Raw genomic sequence first — 17,815 nt, 5'->3', positions numbered from 1 at the left:
ATATTAGCAATACACACTAATATGCAACTTACTCTTCTGATATTTCGTTATATAATATAGGTGATGAAAAAGCCCCTTTAATGGATAAAAAGAATGATATCGTTCGCTTCTTGGCCCCAGTACTATATGTGCTTAGTAAGACTGGACAACTTGACAAGCATCAGCTTTTCAAGATTCTGTATTTCGCTGACAAAGCCCATATAGCAGCCTACGGCCGCACCTTCACAGAAGATGTCTATGTTGCAATGTTGAATGGCCCAGTACCCTCGCGACTTTACGACTATGTAAAGATAATTGAAGGCAAATATACATTGCCGGTGCAAACTGATTTCGTTGAGGAGTTGTCGGCACACATAGCGACAGCAACCCCATATATTGTTATCCCACTAAAAGAAGCTGATGGGAAATTTTTGTCTCGAAGCGCGATTAAGTTCCTAGACGAATCAATTAGTAAGTATCGTGGAAAATCTTTTGGAGAACTAACTGAAGCGTCACATGACGAAGCATGGAAAGCGGCTGCTAGAAATGATCACATGTCTACTATTGAAATTGCAAAAAGTGCTGGAGTTAATGATGAGATGTTGAAATATATTCAAGAGAAAATGTAGCCAATTGCTTATGTGTTCAATTGCTGACCTACCTGTAGGTAGAGTATTTGAGTTATTTCACGATGATCAGTCCAAGCCTCCCAAGCCAAAGATATCTGTAGTTGTTGGAATTTCAAATGATCAGTTTGAAATTGGGACGGTTTTTATCAACTCTGATGTGAACATGTATAAGGTAAGCTCTCAAGAGTTGATTGCTTTACAATATCATATTACTCCAAGTAAGGGTCGCCAGTTTATTTCACATCAGTCGTTTGTGGACTGCTCTGAAATAAAGCAAAGGAACTATATCAACGTATGTAGAGCTATCACTACTCGAGAGGGCCGGTTTTTAGGAACATTGCCCCAATCCGATATCAAAAACGTTCTACAGTTGATTACAAGCGCCGATTCCATCCCCAATATTTCGTCGACCTTTATAATATCCCTAAATAACTTTCCGCCTAAAGACATTCGTTATTACTACCTTTATTCCCCCGTGTTTACGTACTCCTGATTATATCCCGAATTCCCTAACAACTAATGCTGCTAGCTCATCAACTCCCACAATGTTCAGGCAAGAACAAAAAGAATCCCTATCAAGTTCCTGATAGATTACTTAAACTTAAAACGCACACCGAGGTTAAGGCCCAGGCCGCCGATATTGATGAATGATTTGAGGTCGTTGGCGGGTTTGTTGTCGTCTTTATAATTTGTTTTGGTACCTGATGTGCCAATGGGTGTATTGGAATTTTGATCCAGGGTGGTTACGTAGTCGGTATTGCGCTCTGCAACGCTAAGGTCGGCCAATCCTCTTTTTTGTTGGGGCGCTATTTCCTGCCCGGTGGTGGTGTTGATGATCTTCGTTAGTTCATCATAGGTGGTTATTTCTTTGCTTTTACTTTTAACGGGTATATTCCTGTATTCTGTTTCGAGGAAGAGATCGAAATGTTTCTTACTGGCATAGGTTGCGCCGAAGGCGCCCTGGAAGCCAATGGTGGGATAGGGTTTTATTTCTTCCTTGCGGTGGATGGTGGTTTGTGCCACCACTACCGGGGCTGGCCTTGTACTGAACTTGTTTTGGCGGCATCGGTTTCAATGTACAAGCGTCCCCATAGCGGCACAGCAAATCCAAAGCGCATATAAGGATTCAATTTTTTATAGCCAGGGCTTAATACGATACTGGGGGCAAAATCGACGGCATCGACATGACCGTTTGATTCAATGCTGCCCACCACGGTATTGGTGCCCTGAATGGTAGTGATGCTGCGGGTCATGAGGTTTTTGCACTGTGGAAATAGTTGAATGTAGCCTCCACGGAAAAATATTTATTGATCACATAGCCTGCGGTTAAACCACCCCGTACGCCTTCGCCATAGGAGCCGGTCAATACTTTTTGTCGCAGGGTGGTAGTAGCGCCGGTACCTGGATTGATGGCTACATTTTCGTCGTGCGGGGGATAAGGGCCTACGTTGGGAAACTGGCCATTGGATACGCTGAAGAAGTATCCGCCTGCCGCTTTAATATAGAACTGGTTTCTGGTATGCTCCTGGGCCTGGATCCCGTTAAATAGTATCATGAACAGGGCAATCGTTGCCAAACATTTGAGGTGGTTCATATAGAATACTTTTGGAGATTTTAATAAGGTTACGGTCAAAGTACTACCTGAAGCCTTATATAAAAACCGTTCCACATGTCCACCCGCGGGTGAGCGCTATCCAAATACGATAAAAAGTACCCAAATAATGAGTTGTACAGTTAAGCCCATCAGGAGGGTCGCCACGCTGTATACTTTAAGGGTGGCAGCTGTTTCGAGGTTGGAAAAGCGGCTGATAACCCAGAAGTAGGCATCGTTGGCATGGCTTACCACCATACTGCCGGCGCCCATGGATAAGATGGCCAGGGTAATGGCGGTAGGTGATTGTAAACCCAGGCTGGCCAGCAAGGGGGTAACCAAAGAAGCCGCTGTGATAACGGCCACGGTAGAGGAGCCCTGGGCTGTTTTTAAGATAGCGGTGATGAGGAAAGGAAAGAATATGCCGAGTGATAAACCGCTGAGAAGGTCACCGAGGTTCTTGCCCATACCGGTAGCCTGCAGCATTTCGCCAAACATACCGCCCGCAGCAATGATGGCCAATATCATCCCGGCTTTTTCAACACCACCGGTAAGCCAGTGGGACGCTTCTTTTTATCTTCTTTCCGGATGAGGGTAAAGGACACCAATATGCCAATGGCCAATGCGATCACCGGCTCGCCCATGAAGGCAATCATTTTTTGAAAGAAGCCGTGGGTCGTGTTTTGCGGTGTAAAAAGCTGCATCATGGACTTGGCGGCAATCAGGGCAATGGGCAATACCACGGGCAGAAAGGAACGGCTGGCCGGGGGTAATTGACGGGGCAATGGATCGGTGGTTTCAGGCTCTATGTATTCATGGGTAATTTTGATCCACGCCACACGCTCCACAGATAACCTACCAGGGCTGCGGGGATGGCCAGGGCAATACCCCATAGCATCACCATACCCAGGTTGCCACCGGCAGTACCCACGGCGGCTGTAATACCCGGATGTGGCGGCACCAGGCAATGCACGGCATACAGGGAAGTAGCCAGCACGGCCGCCATGACAGGCATGCGAAAATGTGTTTTCTTCACCAGTGAGTGATTTAATCCGCTAAGTATGATGAAACCGCTATCGCAAAAAATAGGCAGGCCCACAATGAAACCGGTGATGGCTACGGCAGCGGGAGCATTCTTTTCTTTACGATGCGCAGGATGGCGTTGGCCATGCTAATGGTAGCGCCGGTTTTTTCGAGTATAACCCCAAAGTGGTACCGAATATAATGAGCAGGCCAATCTTTTCCATGGTATGGCCAAAGCCGGTTTTGAGGATGCCCGCAATATTTTCCAGGGGCATACCGCTCAGTAATCCTACGGCCAAAGCAGCTACGAGCAAAGCAAAGAAGGCGTTCACTTTTTTGTAAGCAGTGATCCAGATAATGAACCCGATGCTGGCTATCAGGAGTAGTAAAAGGTAGTAAGGGGTTGTCATGCTACGGATGTTTATTGTACAATGGCCATCATGAGGTCCATTACATTGGTTTGTGTAGGGCCTGTTATGATCAGGCTGTTGGTTAGTTGGAAGAAATGATACGCATCATGGGCGCTTACATAATCAGCCATTTCAAGCTGCTGGTGTTTGGCACGGACTAGCGTTGTTTTATCGCCTATGGCACCGGTGGCATCGGTGGGACCATCAGTACCATCGGTGCCTCCGCTCAATATAGTCATGTTGTCAATAAGGCTTTGATCCTGTTGTTGGGATAGTTCATACAAAGCGGTCAATACAAAATGCTGGTTCCTTCCGCCCTTGCCCTGGCCGGTAACCTTTACGGTGGTTTCGCCGCCCTGAATGATACATACGGGTTTGGGGCCATCGTAATGGATGGCGGTTTGCAATAATTCCCTGGCGGCCGCTTCTACCTCTCCGGTAATTAAATGGGGAATGGTATGCACCTGGTAGCCCATTTTATTTGCGGCACTGGCAGCAGCATCGACTGCCATGTGGTTATTGCCAATGATGGTATTGAGGGTATTGTTAAAGGGGTTCACCGGGTTTGGGCGTTTCAGGGGCAGCCCCTTCCCTACCCTTTTCGATATGCTGTATTATACCTGGGGGTAATAGGGACAGCAATTGATAATGGAAAGAATGGCGTATGCATCCTGAAAAGTCGAAGGATCGGCCACGGTGGGGCCGCTGGCAATAATACCCAGGTCGTCGCCTGGCACATCGCTGATGATCAAAGAAAATACACGTGCGCCCTTGCAATGGCGTACCAGCTGACCGCCTTTGATGCCGGATAGATGCTTGCGTACGGTATTGATCTCCTGGATGGCAGCGCCTGACCGGATCAACTGATCAAAGGTTGTTTGTACTTCGGGCAAGGTGGCTCCTGGTGGCAGGTCGCACCACAAAGCGGAAGCGCCGCCACTGATGAGGCATATCACAATATCTTTTGGTGTTGCCTTTTCCAATAATTGCAGGGTTTGGGTAACGGCCTGCACGCTGTTCTCATCCGGCACGGGGTGAGCGGCTTCTCTGATCTTGATCATCCGGGTGGGTAGTGCATGGTGGTATTTTGTAGTAACAAGGCCATCGGTGATCTGGCTGCCCAGTATTTCTTCTACTGCCACTGCCATGGCTGCGGCTGCTTTTCCCGCACCTATGACATATACATTATTGAATGAATTGTTGGCAATGACCTGTCCGCAAATAGTCAATGACCCGTTGTTAGCAACGAGGTGTTGTTGTAACAATTGTGCAGGTTGTACGGCTGTGATGGCCGATCGTAAGATTTGCTCCGCCTTTTCTCTATGCATGCTGAAGATAAAAGGTCTAATTTAATTGATTTAGGCGGAGACGGTATTGAAATGGAATTAAAATAGCAAAGCCGGAGGCTTTGAAATGGCCTCACTCGCCAGAGGCGAGCGAGTGCGGAGCCGGAGGCTTTGAAATAGGCGTCACCAGCCAGAGGCTGGCGACTGAAGCGCTTTATGACCAGGGTGAGCCGCTCTGAAAGAGCGACCCACCCTAAGCAATTGCATTTATGGATTTTTGGGTAGTATGTCTTCTATCTGGTCAAATTTCAGGTTGCTCCAACCTTCGCCTTTACAGGCTTCTTTAAACCGGCCAATCCACAAGAAGGTGCTGCCATTGAACCATCGGGTGCGTTGGAAAGATCGCTCTACAATAATACCTGCACGGGGTACTTCTTCTTCATTCACGTAATAAGGGGCCGGCTTTTCTTTTAGTATTACACCCAGGGCGCCTTTGGCGCCGGGCATGGCGGCTCTTTGTAATCTTATTTCGGTATCGCTGCCTTCTATATGTACCGGTATAAAAGGAATCCAGTTCCCGGGCACGGTAGTGCCCAACACATAACGAATGGGTGCATTGGCTACTGGCACAAAAGGAGCAGGCTGTGATTCTTTCAAAGCCATTTCATTACCGCTCACCCCTTTCCCCGCTTGTGAAGGAACGGTATTTTCTACGGCCCATACCATATTGGCCATTTCATCGCGCAGGAAATTCACTTGTTCCAGGGGATCGCCTTCGAGTGCCTTGGTAATAGAGGGCGTAAGGTAATACAGGTTGCTATTGGAATCTTTATTGGCGGTATTGGTATGTTGGAACATGGCCCACTTGTGCCAATTGGTTTGGGCGCCACGGCCTGCCGGCCTGATAAGGATATGCTGTCCAAACACATCGGTAATGGTCATACCTTTAATTTCACACAAGGTATTTACATCAAGGGTATAGGGCAGCATAAACCAGTCATTGGAATAGATCAATCCAAATTCGGCCAGCAATAAGTGCATGGCCCCTGTGGGTGTAGTGTCGATCTTTCCAAAATCGGTTTGGTTCTCTTCCATGGTCCAGAACCTGGGGTTGGGCATGCCTTTAAAAGCAATGGGGGCTGGTATAAACGATACGAAGTTTTCTATGGCTTCATGCCCGGCAGGTTCGGGGTCTAATGGCAGGGAGCGGCCGGGGTTCAGGTCGAAGGAATACCAATCCAGGTGGCCTTCGGCATACTGATCGGCGGTGAGTACTTTTTGTTGTTGCTGTTGTTGGGCGCCTGCTACAGCAAACTGGTATTCGAGTTGTTGGGGCAACCAGGCGGAGCCAATGGCCGGATCGGGTTGGCTATAATTTCTTTCATGCCAACGCTGGAATAGTAATACGATGTCTTTAAATATTGTTTGATCACCATTGGGAATGGCGTTGTCGTTCATCCATTTTTCAAAGCGGGTTTGAGGACCATCCATTGTTACGGTATCAACATGCAGGATAAATCCATCGGGCAGCAGGTCTTTTGAAGCAGCCATCAACTGAATGCCTTCGGCATCGTTTTTATCGATCGTATAATTCAACTGGTATTTAGTAAGCAAGCCGGGTATCCAGGCATCCAGGGCTTTTTGTTTTATGAGGCGCAGGAAATAACGTCCCATCTGAACAGCAAAGAACAGGTTGGCGGTTAATTTTTCTCTTTCCACTTTAGTTTCCAATGGGGTAGCTTCATCATAAGCAAAAAGGTATTGGCGGGAAAGCCTACCCTGTCCATCGTCGTATGCTCGCCCAATATTTGTGCGGTGACTGGTGTAGCAGCATCTTCGCCCTGGAACTCACCAAACTGCCATTGGCGGGTGAGCATCCATAGGGCATCGCGCACTTCGGCTTTCAGGCTGCGGTCGAAATTTGCCGTACGGGGTGTTGGCTCCAGCCTGTTGTAGGCGGTTATAGAAGGAATGCGATATTCCTGCAAAAGTAACATGGATGGCTGGAATACAAGTTCTGGCATAATGTAACTTTTTAAATCGGTATCAATTATTGGTGGCGGTCATTACAGACAGTATGGGTATTGATTGGGCAAAGAATACCAGGTTGAGCCGGTAATCCAATGACACATCAAGGTCATACTCATTGAAGCTGGCCAATAAGGCCGGCAACAACACGCCCAATTCGGGCTTATTTACTTTATCCAGTAATTGTGGTTCTACTGCTCTTAGTTTGGCCCGCTTGAGGGTGTCATTTAAAATACCTACCAGTTTATCCCAATCCCATGCACCTGTTTCCCTGGGTGTTACGGCCAGTAAAAGGGCCTGGGGTGGCGCGGCATTGGGCTGGTTGTAATTGAAGCTAATGCCGGTCACTTCCTGTTTGGCAGGTATCTCTTCTGTCCAGTCGTCGATCAATAAGCCAGCCTGTTTGCTGCCGGGTATAAAGGCCGCCTTGCCCTGTATACATACGGACAAGGTATCATGGGCAATATTGAAAGGCTGGGTAGGATCAATGGGATCTTTATCAGGAAATGCTACAGCCAGCCAGGAATCTTTGGCGCGGTAAGGCAATTGCACGGGATCCAGGTCGAGGGAAGTAGTTCCATTAAACAGTTCCTGCAAGGTGCGGATATAATCCCAGCGGGCCAGTTTGGGCCTTACATGGGCTGCATTCTGCATCCATTCGTCGGCCACAAAGGTCATCTTCAATTGATCGGTAGCATGTTGAAGGAGTTGGGTTCTGTCGGTATTGGATTGTTGTATATCGGCTTCGTTGTTGTATGCAAATAAGGGTAGTATATTAAATACTTCCGACAGTACTGTTTTACCTGCTTCGATCAGTGTTTCAATCTTCTTATCCATCAAGGTAGCTGCTGCCGCTGCTGTAAGCAGGCTGGTAGTTTGAGCATCGGCCAGGGCCATCCTCCGGCACACGCTTTTTGCCTGGTCGAGCAAGATGGTTTTGGCCGCATCATCCAGGGCAGCACTTACCTGGGGGAAGGAATCGGGCAATCCAAAAACAGCAATGTGTACCAAGGTATTTTGCAACTGGGCAGCTTCTGTATTGCCCAGGGTAAATACCACATCGCTAAAAGACAGTTTTTATCGTTCAAGGCAGTAACGGCATCTTTCAGGTCGTTGAATACAGTCACTACACCATTCTCATCTTCTATTTGGGTTTGTACCGGGGTATTATTGAGTTCGGTTAATAATAATTGATAAGCTGTATGAATGGGGGTAATGCGGTTGAGCAACTGCACATCATCATATCCTTTGGGGTTGTTCTTATCGGCCAGGCTGGTTTTGGAATGTGGTTCATAATCCTGGGCATGCAAGGGTCTTGAATCGGCAATCAATGATTTAAGGTGCCTCAATAAAGGAAGCAGTTTGCCCAGGGGCTTTTTACCCGGCATAGTATCGGGCCGCAGGAATTCAATTTTTACGGGGATGGTATCATCCAGGGCATTCAGTTGGCGATAATAATAAGCGATCCTGCTTTCCAGCTCGGAGGTGGAAGTTTTACTTTCTTTGTTGTTCTGTGTTTCGCCGGTATTCAGTTCATTGCCGGTGATGTATACAATATCAATGGGCTGGAGTTGCAGTTTATCGATGGTGATATCATCAGACGCTATTTCATTACCCAGGGCATCGAGGTGGGCTACATGAAATATCAGGTCTTCGGCCGGCCCCACAATGCCTTTCAACCACTGGTTAATGCCGGGTTCCATTTTGGCACGGGGTGTCATGGGGATGGGTGACCAGGGATTGTTACCAGGATCATTGGGATCGAGGTTATCAAAGTGAATGGTAACGCGGTTGGTAAAAGTAAACTGGTGGCCGCGGGATGTATTGATGATGTCAATATCGGGTGGTATCTGTGCGTCTTTCAGTGCATTGACCAGGGCGGCAGCGCGTTCATAATTTCCCTGCACCACCTGGTACATGCTTTCGCTAAGCAGGAGGTCTTTTACAGCATCGAGGAATCGGCCAGTCTGTCTTTTTCCAGTATAATGGCAATGCGTTCGGCGGGACTGGCGCCTACCACATCACCTGTGGCGCCAAATGGGAAAACGGTGGTTACCTCGGCCAGCTTAACACCATTGACTACGTTATTAGCTGGTATGGCCTCGGTGGTTTCATTGGTTCCCTGCTGACGCACGCGGTGTTGGTTGAAGGGATAAGCATCCCTGAAATTATAGATGTACAGGTTTAGTTTTTTCAAACTGTTGTCGGCCGAAGCGCGGTCGTGCAGGCCTCTTTCAAACTGGTATCCCAGCAGGGCTTCCAGGCTCTGTCCATTACGAATACCTTGCAATATGAACAAGGCGCGGCGTACGCGTTCGGAAGATAGGTTAACGGCCATGGTATCGGGGCTGGCCGGTGTAGCATGGCTCATATAACCACTGCGCAGTACGGCTGCTGCCGAAGCCTGGTTTAGTGAGGGTGCATGCACAAAACCGCCGTTGTCGATATACTCAAAGAGAGGCGCATTGTTTTTAGGAACGAGTTTCCCGGGCACGGTATCTCTCACTACCTGCCGCCGGGAGGCAGGTTTTACATTTTCGACCCATCCGAAGGAGGCGAGATAAATACCTGTTTTTCTTTCACCTGTTCCTTGCTCATCACCATGATCGCCTCCGTGTTCCAAATCATCATGATCACCGCCCCGGGGCATCCCCACCTGCGGGACCATGGGCAGCACCCTCATGGGTATGGGGCGTACCATCGTGTTTATGATCGGGTGATACATGTGATATCTCTGGTTTTAGCTTGCGTTGCTTGCGCAGCCGGGTATTGAACAGGGCTGTTTGCCAGGCATCCAGGCGGTAGGTGCAGGTATCGAGGTGTTCGGTAAAACAGCGTTCCAGCCTCGCCGTGGGCAAGTCCGACAGGTAGTCCAATGACTCCCTGATCTTATTGAGAAAGGCAGCTTCGTCTTCTCTCTTGCCGGTTGACAAGAGGTATTCGGATATCAGTTTATTTTTTTGCCAGTGGTTGGGATCGGCTACGGCCACCTTGGCCTTCATCACTTCCCATTTGGTAAGATCGCCTTGTGGCCGGATGTTGTGGAAGTTGACGGGCTTGATGGTTTGATTTAGCCGTATGTCTTTCTTTCTGAACCAACGCACAGTAGCATCATGTATTTGCAGAATCAACGCTCTTCTAAGCTGCATATACAGCAAGGCCGAAGGGGCTTTGATGCCGGCGCCAAAATCCTGCTTTTCGAGGGCGGCGATGGTATTGGCTTCCTTTAACCAATTGAGGTAGTTCTTTTTTTCTGCTTCGTTATAATAATGGATGCTGTCTTTTTCCGACAGAGGCATATTGTCGACCAGGTTAGCCGCATCCAGCAAGGTTTGATAATGTTGAAATACAAGGCGAAACTGCTGGGGTATCTGCAACACGCCTTTATCGTCCATCATGGAATTGCCCCAGGCATTGAACAATGCCAGCAGGTCGTTTTTGCTGTCGAAGGTTTTGGATATATCAGCCCCATATTTCCCGTTGTGTTGAAAATCGTCGAGGTTCTTCAGGTAATCGGTACTGTACCCTACACGTTGGTAAAAGAAGCGGAGCCGGGTTGTAAACCCAGGATATCCATGAGTACTTTAGAAGGGTCTTCATTGGGTTTGCCTACATACATTAACTGGGGCAGGATTGATTCGTAGAGGGATTGATAATGTGTCAGTAATGTGTATAGCTTATTGAGGAACGGAGTTCCCAGGAATTCTTCTCTTTTTGCCATTGCCAGTTGGAGAAATCGCTGGTCAATAAAACACCATAAGGCTGGTTGCCTACACGCAAAGCAGGAAGGGGCCACGACCGGTAACATACTGCACAAAAAAATCACGTAGCTTATCCTGGTCCTCTTCGGTTAATCCCGGACTCAACATCGTACTGAAATAATAGCCCAGGGTGGAAGGATACAGGGCGGTATTCATGGCCACGGATTCGGTATAATCGGTGGTATCGCAATTCAGGATATGTTCCAGCGGTACATAATCAATGCCCAGGGCATCGGCCAGGTTCTTTCCATCGCAATCGCAATCATCGCCGGGGAAGCACATGGGTTCCTGTGTTTCTACAAAATAACTGATCTCGCTAAAGGGATCGTTCTTGGTGTAACCCGATCCATCGGCTTCGGTATTATTGGTAGGCGAACCTTGTTTAATGAGGCTAAATCCTTTGGGTGAGTAATGGTGGTTATCGATCAATTCTTCCAGCTGGGCCTTGCTCATCTTTTCATCGGCCGACAGGTTAAGACCCAATACCAATATTTTATCAAAGCCATTGACAGCCTGCGTGGCATTGAGGGGTATTTTAAAACCCATGCCATATTGTACCGCTTTGTCGAAGTTGGAGGTCCAGTCGAAGGCTTCCCCAAATACGAGTTTTTCATCTTTGGTAATAAAGGCATCTTCCACTTCCATGGGATCGGGACCAACAAACAGTTCATCGGGGATAGGGTTGCCTACAACCTCTTTCCTGGTGGCGCCTTCATACAGCATCACCACAAACCGATCGGGCAATACCCGGGTGCGGGGAGCCCGGCTCCAGGCCGCTGTTTTGGTGAGGTCATGTTCGGGAAAATGCAATTCACTGGCATCATTCAGTTCATCGAGGTGGTGCCAGTTGGGAGGTTGTGTTTGGCTGGCTACCCAGGCACTGCGTTGGGGGCCAAACAAGGTAACCATATCACTCCAGGCCGATTTCTTAATATCCTCCTTTTCATCACCGCCATTTTTTCAGCATCAAAGAGGGCTATCCAGTATTTAGTTCCTTCGATCACTTCTTCGCCCGTCAGTGTTTCTTCGTGGGTGTGCACGGCGATGTCATCGGGATAAATACGCAACCACAACTCTGTATGTTCACGGGTAGCAATAAACCTTGTTTCAATGCGCACGGGCATCATCAAAAAAGGAATGCTGTCGTCGAGGTGGGTAAGTAGTTCGCGCGGGTGGGGATCTACATAGATGGCACCAATGGTGGTTTGGAGTTTTATGCGGTTATCTATTAAATCATTTTTCCCTTTGTTGGCTTTGGCAATCAGTTCTTTTCTTTTGCTTCCAGCTCATCCGTATTGGTTGCAGGTGATTGTAAAGCGGCGCCCAGGTTTTCCCGGGCCTGTGATAAACGGGCTTGCAGGTCTTTTCTTTTTCCTGCAATTGTTCGCGGCGTGCGTTAACTTCTTGTTGTTGCTGCTGCAAGCTGGCTGCTTTTACTTCGGCCGCGGCTAATTCTTTTTCCAGTTCAATCAACAATTGTTCCAGTGTTCTTAACTGCGCCTCAATTTCCTTTATCTCTTTGGGATCGGGGTTTTGTGCATGTCTTGCTTCTTCCAGCACTTCCTTTACCCGTACTATTTGATCTTTGGTAGTGGCAATTTTCTTTTGAGGAATTCAATCCGACTGGAGTTATCATTCAATGCGGCCTGAAAATCATCCAGGGCATTCATTTCACTGCTCAGTTGTTGCAGCTCTTGTTGTAATTGGGCAATCAATGTTCTCAATGCTGCGATGGCCTGGGCATCAGCAGGCAATCGGGTATCACCCCGGGTAGCTTGTTGCAGTGCTTTTTCGGTCTTCAGCAATTCGGTTTTATCGGTATACAATTGCTGATCCAGTTGGCGCACTTTTTTCCGTTGTACTTCAATAGCAGCTATTTGTTCTTTCCAGCTTTCCATAATAGGTGTTTAACACTTGGTTGATCAGGCAGGCAGGGTGTCCAGCATTTCTTTAGCATGTACCGCCACCATACTGGGTTTTTGAAACAATACAAAGGCCATATTGGCCGAATCGGCTCCCCACCTGAAATCATCGGAGGGGTGTATAGTGGGCCTTACGCCAGCTTTAATAAATTTTGTATTACCGGGTAAATTGGTCCAGGCCAGATCGTCCCACGACAGGCCATCACTTCCCTGGTTGAAACTAATGTCCATACCAAACCTTGGTTCACCCGGTAATTCCTGGATAATAAAAAACCAGCCGAGGTGATCTGTAAACGGCGGGGTAAGATCAATACCACGGGCCTGCTTAATGGTCAGGTCAAACCCAAAGAATTTAATATCGGGTGGCAATTCAGCTTTGTATAAGGGAACTTCACCTGTTGTTCAAATTCCTGGGTGGTAAGGTCAAGGTCTATTTCGGGTTCTTCTTCTGATTTACCGGCGATGGCCTTCTGTGCAAAGATGAGGGTGTTGGGATAACGCTTCAGTAAATCACCGCGTATCACCAATACGGTTTGTTCTGCATCGCCCTGGGCATCGCGGTTATTGTGGCGACCCAGGTCGCTACTGATGGGCCAGGTATGTATGGGTTTAATATCCTTGTAATCCTCGGTCAGTTCTGCTTCGGATTTATTTTCTTTCGGTTTAATAATACCCTTCACATCCCAGAATTGGCGGAAATAGCTGCCCCGTTCGTCGGTAGGATATTCACGCCACAACAATTCCCGCCCCATTTCATGGTTGAGGCCCACCATATAGGACTCAATGAATTTTTGGTTGGTCTTTAATAGGGAGATGGTGTTGTTGGGTATCAGTTTGAGATTGGGCAGCAACAGTTCGCCGGAAATATCAGACAAGGGCTTATACATCGGTTCTTCAAAATCGGGGTAAGCCATGGCCGGGAAAATGGTTTCCGGGCGATCTATTTTAATATAGGCCGGGAATTGCACCAGTGATGACAAGCGATAAGGGAAGGAAGTATGTGGATGAATGGCGGTGCTTACCTTGGTGTAAGCGTTGGCCAAATTCAAAGGCAATATTTCGCGTACGGGTTGTACAACAGCCAGGCGTTTGGTAAATCCTGTGAGGGCCATTCTGAAGTTCCTGGCTTCCACACTATCGGTGGTGGTACCGGTGGGGGTAGGTCCGGGATTGGTGGTTTCGTCGCTAAGGGTTAAGGTAAAATTGGGACGTACGGGTATTTGTGCAATGGCGTCGACTTGTTTTTGTGGATCAGCAATGGCTTCGGCAGCAACCACATCTGCTTTTAGTTTGCTCAGGAAAGGATAGGCCACTGCAGCCAATACGGCCAATATACCCAATACCAGGAATGCACCGGTAATGAAGGCCAGTAGTACAAGAAGGAGTAATAGAATGAGTAGGAAGAGTTCAAAGTTTTTCAATAACCATAGTAGCCAGGCGGGTAATTTATAAGGAAAAACCTGGCTGGCGATGCCGGCGGTATTGGGCATGCCCGCCGGGGTGGTTTTCGGCGGCGCTGCGGTTACGGTTCCTTCATTCAGTTGGGTAACCAGGTTTCCATAATTAAAAGGCAGGCTATTGCCCAGGCGCCTGGCCAATTTGCCATTGGGGCGAATGATTCGCCTGAAGGCACCTGAAAAACAGCCAGGGGCAGCCGACTTTCCTGTATTTGCTGGTGGATGGTAGTGGGGCTGCCCATAATGCGTGGCAATAGGGGCTTGCTGATGGCCAGTAAGGTAGTGGTAGGCAGTTTACTGAAACTTTTACGGTAAACTGCAGGGACACTTTCATAAAAACAAGGTGGCCCGTATACGTTTGTTGGCTTCTATGATCTTTAATACCTGCGTCCAGGCTTTGCGCATGTATTTCTCCTGGTGCTTTTGGATGATGCGGGTACCGAAACCCGCCGGCACCCTGGTACGCGGATCTTTATTGAGATCGTGGAGCCAGGTGGTTTTATTGATATCGAGGAGTACTACTTCATTGGCCGATTTCTTAGCATGTTTACCACCATACAGTGGTACGGAAATGATGGGATCGCCTGAATCGTCTTTACCAATAATGGTAGCAGGCAGGTTGACGATCTCCTGTAGTTGTTGTTGAAAATCTTTGGCCGTTGGCGGATTGGGAAAAACAGTGGAAATGGTAGACGGCGATTTCAAGGCGCCTTCTAATCCAATAATGGGTGGTTGTGTGCCGCTTATTTCCAATGCGGGATTATCGGCGCGCACAAATCCGGGTCGGGAGCAATCCATATCGCGGATGCCTACCTTGGGGTCCATGGGCCTTGGCTGCAACAGTTTGACCAATGATTCAAAATCGGCATTGGTACCGGTGCGGAAGAACCATTCATAATATATGGGCATTTCGCCCCGGGCGCCATTGTTATCCCAGGACGCTTGTTGGGCATTCACGCCGGCAGTGGGCTGCTCCAGTCCGGCCAGGCGGCCCGTTTCAAAAGCAGGGATCAAAAAAGCATGGTAAGCTGTATTGGGTTCCAGTTTGCGCGGGCTCATGATCCTGGAATATACCTGGTCGGGATCGTCGGTAGTTATTTTATTCAGGGAGAGTAAGAACTTCTCATAATCCGATAATTCATTATCCGGTATATCGGCATTGCTGTGCATGTGGGCCCATAACCAAGTTTCGCTGACGGGTGGGAAGGCTTCTTTTTCTTGACGGTAATAGAAGGCACCGGGATCTTTCGTTTGGTGCGGTCGAACTCATCTTCTTTTAATACGAGCACAAAGATCCAGGGACGCAGTTTAGAGCCTTGTGGTGCGGCCGGGGTATAACGCCAGGCAAAATCTTCATCATAAAACTCTATGAAGGAAAGGTAATTGGGCTCAAAGTCGGTGATCCAGTTGAGGGGTTCCACCCGCACGATCATATTGTGGTTGATGCCGGTAATATCGCCCGGACCAATCAATGCAAAATTCTTGGCCATACCGGCCCCATTCAGGGATACGGCCACTGGCACTTCGGCCCTTTCAACGGTAGTACCACTACCCGTACCGAGGTCATCGCTCTCAATGATATTACCGGCAATGCCCTTACGTGCCCATGAGTGAAACTGGTATCTTGCGATTTCAACGCTCATACGCTTAGTTTGGGTTTAATTCATAATGTGATACAACCTGCACTTCATCTTTCAGCGCCGGATTGTCCTTCACCAACTTATTGTACAGTTGCACGGCTTCGGTATAACTACCAGCTACCATGTCTTTGCCATATAGTTTCATATCGCTCTTACCGGCCACTGCAAATTGTTCGGTTGTCATACTCACGGCTTCCGGAGCATTGGAAGAGAGTTTATTGTTGGCATTGGACAAAGTAGATTTGGCCACAGCGCCACCTTTGGTATTGGCCTTGAAGAGGCCCTTGGCATATTTATAAATACCGGCAAATACCAACACGCGTTTCTTTCTCAAATAGGTCAGTTCATAATCCACGCTTTTGCTAACCGCTACAGGGGTTTGTACAGCCGAGGAGCCGGTGATCTTAAATCCACTCTTCATGGATTCAAAGAGGGTCGGGCCAGTTTCTCATTGTCCTTCAGTTCTATAAAATTGGCCGGCGCAAATTGCTCTTTTACTTCTACTGTTTTAAGGCTGGCATCGGTGGTTTTTATTTCAAAGCGTTTGGCATCCTTGGGTAGTTTGTTGCCAAACTTATTGATGTCCAGTTCAAGCGGTACCAGTCTTTCGCTGAAGGTAAGTACCCCAAAAGGATGAATAACGAGCTTATCGCCGGTATCCTTGATCTCCTTGATGGAAACATGCAGGTTGTTGTTATCGGGTATATCGGCTTTCCAGTTACGGTTGTCATTCACCTCATTGGTAAGTAACTGAATGATATCAACTTTTTCTTTACCGGTATCATCAGGGTCATCGCCCCAGGTTTCGTGGAAGCTGACGGTAATATCAAAGAAGAGAATGGTAAAGCTGGCTTCTCCTTTCACATCCCATGGCCTTGGGCCCGACAGTTCGCCTGAGAGGCGGATGCCCATAATAACGGAAGTACCGCGGCGCAGGGCCAGGCCGGCATATACGGCAGCGATAAAATGGAAAGGATCGAATTGGAAAAGCACATCAAAGCCCAGGTAGCCATATACATTGAAGCCACAGGCTTCGGCATACACCGGCTTTGGCGCCCAACTGAACGGTATTGCTGGTAACAGCAAAATAGCATTGAATGGAGATACGTGGATTGTCGCCACTTAATAAGCTAATGGTCAGCCTGCGCATGTTCTGCAGGTCCTGCGGCGCTTCATGGAAGGCGGGGTGGAAACCACCCACACTTAATATAAATACCGGCTGATCGCCCCACGATAAACGGAAGGCCATATCGCCGGTAAGGGTGAATACGAGTAAGCGGGAATCGTACAAGCTGGCATCGAAAGAAATGTATTTGTTTTCAAAATCTATGATGCCCAGGAAGTTTACCTGCAGGCGCAGCAAGGCTGCCTCTTCAGTAGGTAGTACTGCTTTGATAACACCCAGTATGATGATCCGGGGAACGGGAATTTCGATGAGTAGTCCCAGCTCAAGGGTAATGAGAGAAGGGGTACCCCATCCCACCTTAGCCATGGGGCCAATAATAAAATGATCGGGGTAAGGGGGAAATACCTGTTTGATATCACTTACAATGCGGTTGATATTGGCCACCACATCTTCGGGAAACAGGATGCTCTTGATGGCATTGGTTTTAATACCCTCGCGCAAAACATCAACCTTAGTAGTTCGGTTCAATCCCAATAACCCACCTACTCCATTGAGGGTAAAACCAAAGCCCAGTTGTATGGGTGTAAATTCGGCAGTAATGATGATCAGCAGGGAGAAGCCCTGGCTGCCATCGGGCATTTTGGTATTGATAATGCCCACCGCTTTGAGGCTGAACAGGCTCTGGAATTCCAGTTCGAGTGATCCAAAGTATTCGCCTTTATCAAAATCAAGGTAGAGGAAACCACCGCCTTTGATAACGCCTGTATCGATGGACAGGCCCACGCCATTGGGTGGCTTGAATCCAAAATCCACTTGCATGGGCCCCATATTGCCACTGTTGTTGGGCGGGAAGGAAAAAGTGGCAGTAACACCCATATTTTGTACCACAGCAACCAGGGGACCCAGCGAGGCTTTGATATCGGTGCCCAGGCTGATGGGAAATTTCCCTTGCTCCATTTTCAA

General features: G+C 48.1%; 26 protein-coding genes and 1 pseudogene. 1 reads left to right on the top strand and 26 read right to left on the bottom strand.

Annotated features, from left to right (window positions below):
- Positions 1-80: 80 nt before the first annotated feature.
- Entirely contained in the window at positions 81-608 is a 528-nt protein-coding gene (locus tag RS881_RS06435) for a Panacea domain-containing protein (protein WP_315820320.1), read from the top strand.
- 591 nt (positions 609-1,199) lie between these two features.
- Here RS881_RS06435 and RS881_RS06430 read toward each other — a convergent pair.
- The 26 genes and pseudogenes from RS881_RS06430 to RS881_RS06305 form a co-directional block, all read right to left on the bottom strand.
- Positions 1,200-1,634, bottom strand: a complete 435-nt coding sequence (locus RS881_RS06430) for a hypothetical protein (RefSeq protein WP_315820319.1) — start codon at positions 1,632-1,634, stop codon at positions 1,200-1,202.
- A complete protein-coding gene (locus RS881_RS06425; protein WP_315820318.1) occupies positions 1,634-1,861 on the bottom strand; it encodes a hypothetical protein in 228 nt (75 codons plus the stop codon). Before RS881_RS06425 ends, RS881_RS06430 begins: the two co-directional genes overlap by 1 nt.
- On the bottom strand, positions 1,858-2,202 hold the full coding sequence (locus RS881_RS06420) for a hypothetical protein (RefSeq protein ID WP_315820317.1): 345 nt from the start codon (positions 2,200-2,202) through the stop codon (positions 1,858-1,860). The genes RS881_RS06425 and RS881_RS06420 overlap by 4 nt, the downstream gene beginning before the upstream one ends.
- A 96-nt stretch (positions 2,203-2,298) precedes the next feature.
- Positions 2,299-2,727 (bottom strand): GntT/GntP/DsdX family permease, encoded by a 429-nt coding sequence (locus RS881_RS06415; protein WP_315820316.1) that lies wholly within the window; start codon positions 2,725-2,727, stop codon positions 2,299-2,301.
- Complete coding sequence (locus RS881_RS06410) at positions 2,724-3,038, bottom strand: GntT/GntP/DsdX family permease (protein ID WP_315820315.1); 315 nt, start codon at positions 3,036-3,038, stop codon at positions 2,724-2,726. The genes RS881_RS06415 and RS881_RS06410 overlap by 4 nt, the downstream gene beginning before the upstream one ends.
- Positions 3,005-3,298 (bottom strand): GntT/GntP/DsdX family permease, encoded by a 294-nt coding sequence (locus RS881_RS06405; protein WP_315820314.1) that lies wholly within the window; start codon positions 3,296-3,298, stop codon positions 3,005-3,007. Before RS881_RS06405 ends, RS881_RS06410 begins: the two co-directional genes overlap by 34 nt.
- A gap of 43 nt (positions 3,299-3,341) precedes the next feature.
- Positions 3,342-3,632, bottom strand: coding sequence for a GntT/GntP/DsdX family permease (locus tag RS881_RS06400; RefSeq protein WP_315820313.1), 291 nt, complete (start codon positions 3,630-3,632; stop codon positions 3,342-3,344).
- An 11-nt stretch (positions 3,633-3,643) separates the two neighbouring features.
- A complete protein-coding gene (locus tag RS881_RS06395; protein ID WP_315820312.1) occupies positions 3,644-4,192 on the bottom strand; it encodes an MOFRL family protein in 549 nt (182 codons plus the stop codon).
- Between the two features lie 54 nt (positions 4,193-4,246).
- Positions 4,247-4,960, bottom strand: coding sequence for a glycerate kinase type-2 family protein (locus tag RS881_RS06390; RefSeq protein WP_315820311.1), 714 nt, complete (start codon positions 4,958-4,960; stop codon positions 4,247-4,249).
- Positions 4,961-5,185: 225 nt separating this feature from the next.
- Positions 5,186-6,637 (bottom strand): hypothetical protein, encoded by a 1,452-nt coding sequence (locus tag RS881_RS06385; protein WP_315820310.1) that lies wholly within the window; start codon positions 6,635-6,637, stop codon positions 5,186-5,188.
- The gene (locus RS881_RS06380; protein WP_315820309.1) at positions 6,619-6,942 is read right to left on the bottom strand and encodes a hypothetical protein; all 324 of its coding nucleotides are present in this window, start codon (positions 6,940-6,942) and stop codon (positions 6,619-6,621) included. Before RS881_RS06380 ends, RS881_RS06385 begins: the two co-directional genes overlap by 19 nt.
- Before the next feature lie 22 nt (positions 6,943-6,964).
- A complete protein-coding gene (locus RS881_RS06375) occupies positions 6,965-8,005 on the bottom strand; it encodes a hypothetical protein (protein WP_315820308.1) in 1,041 nt (346 codons plus the stop codon).
- The gene (locus tag RS881_RS06370) at positions 7,909-8,856 is read right to left on the bottom strand and encodes a hypothetical protein (RefSeq protein ID WP_315820307.1); all 948 of its coding nucleotides are present in this window, start codon (positions 8,854-8,856) and stop codon (positions 7,909-7,911) included. The genes RS881_RS06375 and RS881_RS06370 overlap by 97 nt, the downstream gene beginning before the upstream one ends.
- 32 nt (positions 8,857-8,888) lie before the next feature.
- On the bottom strand, positions 8,889-9,623 hold the full coding sequence (locus RS881_RS06365) for a hypothetical protein (protein ID WP_315820306.1): 735 nt from the start codon (positions 9,621-9,623) through the stop codon (positions 8,889-8,891).
- Positions 9,580-10,368 (bottom strand): hypothetical protein, encoded by a 789-nt coding sequence (locus RS881_RS06360; protein WP_315820305.1) that lies wholly within the window; start codon positions 10,366-10,368, stop codon positions 9,580-9,582. Before RS881_RS06360 ends, RS881_RS06365 begins: the two co-directional genes overlap by 44 nt.
- Positions 10,369-10,472: 104 nt before the next feature.
- Complete coding sequence (locus RS881_RS06355) at positions 10,473-10,667, bottom strand: hypothetical protein (RefSeq protein WP_315820304.1); 195 nt, start codon at positions 10,665-10,667, stop codon at positions 10,473-10,475.
- Between the two features lie 49 nt (positions 10,668-10,716).
- On the bottom strand, positions 10,717-11,616 hold the full coding sequence (locus RS881_RS06350; protein WP_315820303.1) for a hypothetical protein: 900 nt from the start codon (positions 11,614-11,616) through the stop codon (positions 10,717-10,719).
- On the bottom strand, positions 11,577-11,837 hold the full coding sequence (locus RS881_RS06345; RefSeq protein WP_315820302.1) for a hypothetical protein: 261 nt from the start codon (positions 11,835-11,837) through the stop codon (positions 11,577-11,579). The genes RS881_RS06350 and RS881_RS06345 overlap by 40 nt, the downstream gene beginning before the upstream one ends.
- 103 nt (positions 11,838-11,940) lie before the next feature.
- Positions 11,941-12,267, bottom strand: coding sequence for a hypothetical protein (locus tag RS881_RS06340; protein WP_315820301.1), 327 nt, complete (start codon positions 12,265-12,267; stop codon positions 11,941-11,943).
- Positions 12,268-12,281: 14 nt separating this feature from the next.
- Positions 12,282-12,605: a hypothetical protein gene (locus tag RS881_RS06335; RefSeq protein ID WP_315820300.1), complete on the bottom strand. Its 324-nt coding sequence runs from the start codon at positions 12,603-12,605 to the stop codon at positions 12,282-12,284.
- 24 nt (positions 12,606-12,629) lie between these two features.
- Positions 12,630-12,998, bottom strand: a complete 369-nt coding sequence (locus tag RS881_RS06330) for a hypothetical protein (RefSeq protein ID WP_315820299.1) — start codon at positions 12,996-12,998, stop codon at positions 12,630-12,632.
- Positions 12,962-14,227 carry a hypothetical protein gene (locus RS881_RS06325; RefSeq protein WP_315820298.1) on the bottom strand — a complete coding sequence of 422 codons (1,266 nt, stop codon included), beginning with the start codon at positions 14,225-14,227 and terminating at the stop codon, positions 12,962-12,964. The genes RS881_RS06330 and RS881_RS06325 overlap by 37 nt, the downstream gene beginning before the upstream one ends.
- A gap of 189 nt (positions 14,228-14,416) precedes the next feature.
- Complete coding sequence (locus tag RS881_RS06320) at positions 14,417-15,256, bottom strand: hypothetical protein (RefSeq protein ID WP_315820297.1); 840 nt, start codon at positions 15,254-15,256, stop codon at positions 14,417-14,419.
- Positions 15,190-15,729, bottom strand: a complete 540-nt coding sequence (locus RS881_RS06315) for a hypothetical protein (RefSeq protein ID WP_315820296.1) — start codon at positions 15,727-15,729, stop codon at positions 15,190-15,192. The genes RS881_RS06320 and RS881_RS06315 overlap by 67 nt, the downstream gene beginning before the upstream one ends.
- Before the next feature lie 4 nt (positions 15,730-15,733).
- Positions 15,734-16,147 carry a hypothetical protein gene (locus RS881_RS06310; RefSeq protein ID WP_315820295.1) on the bottom strand — a complete coding sequence of 138 codons (414 nt, stop codon included), beginning with the start codon at positions 16,145-16,147 and terminating at the stop codon, positions 15,734-15,736.
- Positions 16,144-17,809: pseudogene (locus RS881_RS06305) on the bottom strand (DUF6603 domain-containing protein). The gene RS881_RS06310 and the pseudogene RS881_RS06305 overlap by 4 nt, the downstream one beginning before the upstream one ends.
- Positions 17,810-17,815 lie beyond the last annotated feature (6 nt).

This window comes from Paraflavitalea speifideaquila, assembly GCF_032395985.1.
GTDB lineage: Bacteria > Bacteroidota > Bacteroidia > Chitinophagales > Chitinophagaceae > Paraflavitalea > Paraflavitalea speifideaquila.
The sequence above is the reverse complement of the archived record's forward strand: the minus strand, read 5'-3'. Positions and strand labels throughout refer to the sequence as shown.